The sequence below is a fragment of the Peribacillus sp. P4_C12 genome (assembly GCF_056402095.1).
Window position 1 is genome coordinate 1 of record NZ_JBFUIB010000210.1, and the last position, 6,068, is coordinate 6,068.

The 6,068-nt window shown below is 39.7% G+C and carries 8 protein-coding genes; all 8 read left to right on the forward strand.

Annotated features, from left to right (window positions below):
- Positions 1-530, forward strand: a 530-nt coding sequence (locus AC1DUW_RS18965) for a 5-oxoprolinase subunit C family protein (protein WP_477643195.1), incomplete at its 5' end; no start/stop codon positions are given.
- A 324-nt stretch (positions 531-854) separates the two neighbouring features.
- The gene (locus AC1DUW_RS18970; RefSeq protein ID WP_053345810.1) at positions 855-1,937 is read left to right on the forward strand and encodes a hypothetical protein; all 1,083 of its coding nucleotides are present in this window, start codon (positions 855-857) and stop codon (positions 1,935-1,937) included.
- Positions 1,924-4,092, forward strand: a complete 2,169-nt coding sequence (locus tag AC1DUW_RS18975; RefSeq protein ID WP_053345811.1) for a molybdopterin oxidoreductase family protein — start codon at positions 1,924-1,926, stop codon at positions 4,090-4,092. Before AC1DUW_RS18970 ends, AC1DUW_RS18975 begins: the two co-directional genes overlap by 14 nt.
- Positions 4,093-4,653 (forward strand): 4Fe-4S dicluster domain-containing protein, encoded by a 561-nt coding sequence (locus tag AC1DUW_RS18980; RefSeq protein ID WP_477643196.1) that lies wholly within the window; start codon positions 4,093-4,095, stop codon positions 4,651-4,653.
- A gap of 11 nt (positions 4,654-4,664) precedes the next feature.
- Positions 4,665-5,192: a Rieske (2Fe-2S) protein gene (locus tag AC1DUW_RS18985; protein ID WP_053345813.1), complete on the forward strand. Its 528-nt coding sequence runs from the start codon at positions 4,665-4,667 to the stop codon at positions 5,190-5,192.
- Positions 5,182-5,373, forward strand: coding sequence for a hypothetical protein (locus tag AC1DUW_RS18990; protein WP_053345814.1), 192 nt, complete (start codon positions 5,182-5,184; stop codon positions 5,371-5,373). The genes AC1DUW_RS18985 and AC1DUW_RS18990 overlap by 11 nt, the downstream gene beginning before the upstream one ends.
- Before the next feature lie 5 nt (positions 5,374-5,378).
- Entirely contained in the window at positions 5,379-5,690 is a 312-nt protein-coding gene (locus AC1DUW_RS18995) for a hypothetical protein (RefSeq protein ID WP_053345815.1), read from the forward strand.
- Positions 5,677-5,964: a hypothetical protein gene (locus AC1DUW_RS19000; protein ID WP_053345816.1), complete on the forward strand. Its 288-nt coding sequence runs from the start codon at positions 5,677-5,679 to the stop codon at positions 5,962-5,964. The genes AC1DUW_RS18995 and AC1DUW_RS19000 overlap by 14 nt, the downstream gene beginning before the upstream one ends.
- Positions 5,965-6,068: the final 104 nt, after the last annotated feature.

The following is a 6,068-nucleotide window of genomic DNA, read 5'->3' on the forward strand; positions in this document are numbered from 1 at the left end:
CTTCTACGATTCTAGATAACCGGGAGTTTAAGGAAGCGTTTATCGCTCCATTGTGGTTTGTCAATGAAAAGGAGTTTATGCCAAATCGCATGCCAGTTATTCGTTTCGTAGATGGAAGCCAGTACGATTATTTTACGGACTCTAGTAAAGTTAGTTTTGCAGAGAATTTGTTTAAAGTTTCAAACCAATCTGATCGTATGGGCTATAGAATATCAGGTCCTTTGTTAGAGTTACAGGATAAAAGGGAGCTATTGTCTGAAGCAGTAACTAACGGGTCTGTTCAAGTTCCTCCTGATGGAAACCCTATCATTCTTCTTGCGGATAGCCAAACAACGGGAGGGTATCCTAAGATAGCTCAAGTGATTACAGCAGATTTACCATTAATTGCTCAGGTCAAACCAGGGGAAGCTATTCAATTTTCACGAGTAACCTTAAAAGAAGCCGAGCAGCTTTTCCTTCAAAAAGAACAACAATTAAATGAATTAAAGGTTTCGATTTCATTAGCTCTAAAAAAACAGCATATTATATAGTTATTTCACATCAAGAAGTAGCAAAAAGGAAGAGAGTGCTCTTATTAAAAGGGCACTTTCTTTTTTTTGTTTATTCTCCGAAAACAGCCTAACTTCAAGAAAAAATTCCATCAGTATTTCCTCCTATATAATATAAATTACGAAAAACTGGAAAAGAGCAAGTTTATAATAAAGTACAGGCAGTTCTGCACATCAGAGCTGTTTTTTTATTTTCAAAGATAGGGGAATTTTTCCCTTATGATAGGGAAGTTCCCCGATATGGAAAAATCGGGGCACCTCTTACAATAAGGGTATGGTAATTGTTTGTAATGAGGAGGAATAGTAATGCAGGCAAAAGTCGCAGCAAATCAAAAAACAGGAAAATCAATTGATAATGCATTTGCATCACATTTTGCTAAGTCTATGTTTCTAGCAGTTTGCGGACTTGTAACCTTATCGTTTTTTGGCACAAGAATGTTTACACACGTAGATTTAAACCTTTATGGCTATATGGTGGGGACGATTATTTTTATTGGGGGGTTCTTTTACAGGTTTATCGCATGGGGAGAAAGGCCGCCAACAAAGATTTTTATAAAAAAAGGCATCAAACTTCTATTTAGAAAATCAACGCCTAAAACATCAGTTGAACATTTAGCAACATACAATTTCATCTGGAATAGGGGAATTTACCGATGGACTCAGCACATTCTAATCGGATGGGGATGTATTCTTTCCTGCTTCGTGACATTCCCTCTAGTATTTGGATGGATGTACTTCACCATGGACGACAATGGCTACTACAGCATTATCGCAATGGGGATCCGGGTAATAACAGTACCAGCTAATGGGATCATTGCTAACTTATCTTATAACGCTCTGAACATTACAGCTGTGATGGTAATCGCCGGAGTATGCATGGCTCTATACCGCCGTTTGAAAAATATGCAGGCAAGAGCAGAACAAAAATTCATGTATGACTTTCTTCCATTATATATGCTGTTATTAGTTAGCGTTACAGGCTTGTCACTAACGTTTATGAACATCTTCTTGCGCGGTGCAGGTCAGCCAGCTATGTCCCTGATTCACCAGTGGTCAGTCATTATTACATTGATTTATCTTCCGTTCGGAAAACTTGCTCACATACCATTCCGCCCAATGAGTGTATTTGCAAGAAACTACAGAGAGCATTATGCGGAACAATCCATGAAAGGATGCAAAGTATGTGGTGATGAGTTTGTTTCAACAGAACAATCAAAAGATGTCGTAGAGGTTCTCGGCGTGAACGATATCGAATTTCAAACGAAGGAAGGCCATCATCTCGCTGAAATGTGCCTACCTTGCCGAAGAAAATACCGGATTGCTCAATTTTCCGGTTTCCCTATCCATGAGCTAAAAGTTAAGGAGGCAAACCAGAATGCAAAGGGATAAGTTTTTTAAAGAAGTAGAGAATGTGATACACCCGAATGAAACATTGGTCAAAACGCATTGTGCGTATTGTGGAATGCAGTGCGGAATGAATTTAAGGGTAAATAGAGCGACAAATAAAATCATTGGGGTTGAACCACGTTATGACTGGCCTGTAACGGTTGGAAAAATGTGTCCAAAAGGGGTTACAGCTTACCAGCAGACGAACCATGATGATCGTATTTTAAAACCGCTTATTCGTGATGATGCATCATTAAAGGGAACAAAGGAAGGCTTTCGTGAAGCAAGCTGGAATGAAGCATATGATTTAATCGTGAAAAAGTTCAGTGAGCTTCAAAATAAATATGGAAAAGATTCATTATCCGTTTTCAGCGGCGTATCAATGACAAATGAAAAATGCTATTTAACAGGGAAATTTGCACGTGTGGCTCTTGGAACGCGCTACATTGACTATAATGGCCGTTTCTGTATGTCTAGTGCGGCCGGGGGATTCCTTCGTTCTTTCGGCGTAGATAGAGGTTCAACATTACCCTGGACAGATATTCATGAAACGGATTGCTTATTTATTGCAGGAAGTAACACAGCAGAATGTCATCCAACTTCTATGTTCCGAGTCTGGAACGTTCAAGAAAGAGGCGGATACATTATCGTGGTGGATCCCCGCGAAACGCCTATTGCGAGAAGAGCAGATGTGCACCTTGACCTGAAACCGGGAACGGATCTTGCCCTTGCTAATGGAATCTTAAATTTATTAATTCAAAAGGGTTATGCTGACAAAGAGTTTATTAATAATCATACAAACGGATTTGAAGAAACAAAAGAGCTTGTAAAAGAATTTACACCGGAATATACGAGTGAGCTTACAGGTGTGGCACCGGAAAAAATCATTCGCGCAGCAGAGATTTATGGAAAAGCACCGAATGCAGTTGTCATGTTTGCCCGTGGAATTGAACAGCAGCATAAGGGTGTTGACAATGTATCTGGATATACAAACATGGCGCTTGTAACGGGTAAGATTGGCCGTCCGAAGTCTGGTGTAGCAACATTCACAGGTCAAGGAAACGGACAGGGTGGACGAGAGCATGGTCAGAAAGCGGATTTATTGCCAGGATACCGAAAAATTACAAATCCTAAACATGTAGAAGAAGTTTGTAAAGTATGGAAAATCACTCCGGAAGAAATGCCTCAGCCGGGTGTTTCTGCTTATGAAATGTTTGAACTAATGGAACAAAAAACGATCCGCGGATTGTATCTGCTATGTTCTAATCCTGCAGTATCCGCGCCGAATTTAAATTTCGTCAGAAGCGCGATGAAAAACCTGGATTTTATGTTGTGTTCGGATTTCTATCTTTCTGAATCAGCAGAGTTTGCGGATGTGATCCTGCCGTCTGTAACGTGGTCAGAAGATGAAGGGACAGTTACAAACCTGGAAGGAAGAATTATTAAGATAAATAAGGCACAAGAACCAATCGGTGAATCTAAGCCCGATTGGCAAATACAAGTAGAGCTTGCAGAACGTCTCGGAAGAGGAAAATATTTTTCATATTTGAAAACAGCAAAAGATATAGCTGATGAATTCAGACTGGCTAGTAAAGGCGGATATGCCGATTATTACGGTGCTACATGGGATAAAATCGACAAACAGGACGGTGTATTTTGGCCTTGCAAGGATGAAAATGACAAGGGAACGCCCCATATGTTCCTGGATAAAAAATTCTATCACGCAGACGGCAAAGCGAAAATTTGTGCGCTTCCTTACCGCCCCCCTGCTGAAGAGCCAGATGAAAAATATCCGCTTCGTTTAACAACTGGACGTGTCGTTTACCACTACTTATCAGGGAACCAGACGAGAAGAATCCAGTTCCTGCGTGATATGTGTCCGGAGCCATACGTCGAAGTACATCCTGAAACAGCAAAAATATACAATATGGAACATGAAGAAAGAGTCCGCCTATTTACCCGAAGAGGTGAGGCAATCTATAAAGTGAAAATTACAGAAGCAATTCGTAAAGATACTGTATTTGTTCCGTACCACTTTGGTCACGAGCAATCTATCAATCTATTAACCATTGCAGCACTGGATCCGATTTCCCGTATGCCGGAATATAAGGCATGTGCTGCTCAATTGGAAAAAGTAGAAATAAAGAAGGTGCAATAAATGAAAAAGAGGCTGTACTTAGAACTTGAAAACTGTATAGGATGTCGTTCATGCCTTGCAGCATGTACACAATGCGGAGGGCATGAAGAGCGGAACAGAAACTACGTTTACGATGTAAACCCTATGGTTAATCGGCAAACCATGCCTCTTATGTGCCTTCATTGTGTGAATCCGGCCTGTACAAGAAGCTGTCCAGCCCAGGCAATCCAAATCCATGAAACAGGGGCCGTATTATCAGCTCTCGTTGAAAAATGTATCGGCTGCCAAAACTGTACGATTGCTTGTCCATACGGAATACCAAAATTTGATACTGAACAAAACTTAATGTACAAATGCGATTTATGTATCGACCGGACAAAAGACAGTATCCCGCCAATGTGTGCAAGTGTTTGTCCGTCTAATACACTTCAGTGGCTAACAGATGAAGAAATTGAAAATAAGAAAAAACAATTTAATCTAGATAATGGAAAATGGGTGACCAGCATCCCGTATCTTGAAGGTGAAACGAACGTTAAAGTAAATTTGCCTGGTATTTTACAGGGGATAACAAAGCTATTTTAGGAGGGATTAAGATGCCGTCAGATAAAAATAATAAAATTCCCTTTAATGAAGATAATTACACTCATAATATTGAACGGAATAATGAAAGAAAGCTTGACAGACGTGGATTCATGAAAACATTAGTGGGGGCTGCTGGCGTATTCGCAATTTCCTCCCTTCCTTGGGGGGCGGTAGCGGCTAAAGAATTGCTGGGGCTGGGGGATAAGGAGTATCCTCACAAAAAAATAACAGATGTAAGCAAACTTGCAATTGGTGACGCATTAGAGTTTAAATTTCCAGGTGATCATGATGATGCTCTTTTGATCAGATTGTCAGAAAAGAAATACGTAGCTTACCAAAATGCATGCACACATCTTCGCTGCCCGGTTTTCTGGGTGAAGGAAGAAGGAGAGATGGTTTGTCCTTGTCATCATGGGAAATTTGATGTTGAAACAGGTGTTCCAACTGCCGGTCCGCCAAGAAGGCCGCTGCCTGAGATTCAGGTGAAAGTTGAAAATGGCGCGGTATACGCAGTAAGGGTGAAGCGTTATGAGGCTTAAGTTTATTGGTGTCGCGCTGCTTTGTGCCTTCTTTATGATGAATATTGTATTTACCCAATTTATGGTTCACCAATATTATTATGAAAATTATGTAAATGTATTAATATTTGGGGGATTAAACATTGTGGTGTTTCCCTTAGCGTTATTTACTTATAAAAAAACGAAAAATGAAAAGGCGTGAATCAAATGAACAGTGAAACATACCTTGATTTTTGTTTTATAAAAGAAGCATCTGGAAATTTTGCTACTGAAATCGATAAGCTCCTTTCAGACCTTTTTAAAGATGTCCGTCTTAACTGGTATTTAGATGAAAAGTCAATAGATGGGGTTGATATTGTAGTTGCCGAAGTAAAGGGAATGAGCAGATGGGAGTCTGAAGAGGAAACAATTGAATTTATCGAGAATCATGCAAAAGATACATTCTGGAAATATTTGCAGGGTTATCAGATGAATGTTTACATGGCAAAGAGAGGGTGCAATACCTGTGGAACAAATTAATGTAGAAGATATACAACCATTAGTATCGGAAAAAGCAAGAGTAGCCATCTTAGATGATGATGGCCAGGATAAAGCTCCTTTCGTTTCTAAAACGATTGTTAAGGTGGAGCTTTGTCCTGACATAACACATCTGCGTATTTATTTTGACGACATTAACTTTTTCGCTGTCCCATTGTTATCCAATGTGACTAAAAATGAAAATGAGTGGTCAGCTTTTGATGAAAATTCGGGTTTACAATATATAATTAGAAGAGAGAGTGGTCAGGATGTTTAGAAAAATTCAGCTTCCATTACAAACCTTAAATCTCGTTGTAGGATTTATGGTGTGGGTATTAATTTCTTCCCTGCTGCCTTTTATTAAAGAAGATATCGCTATAC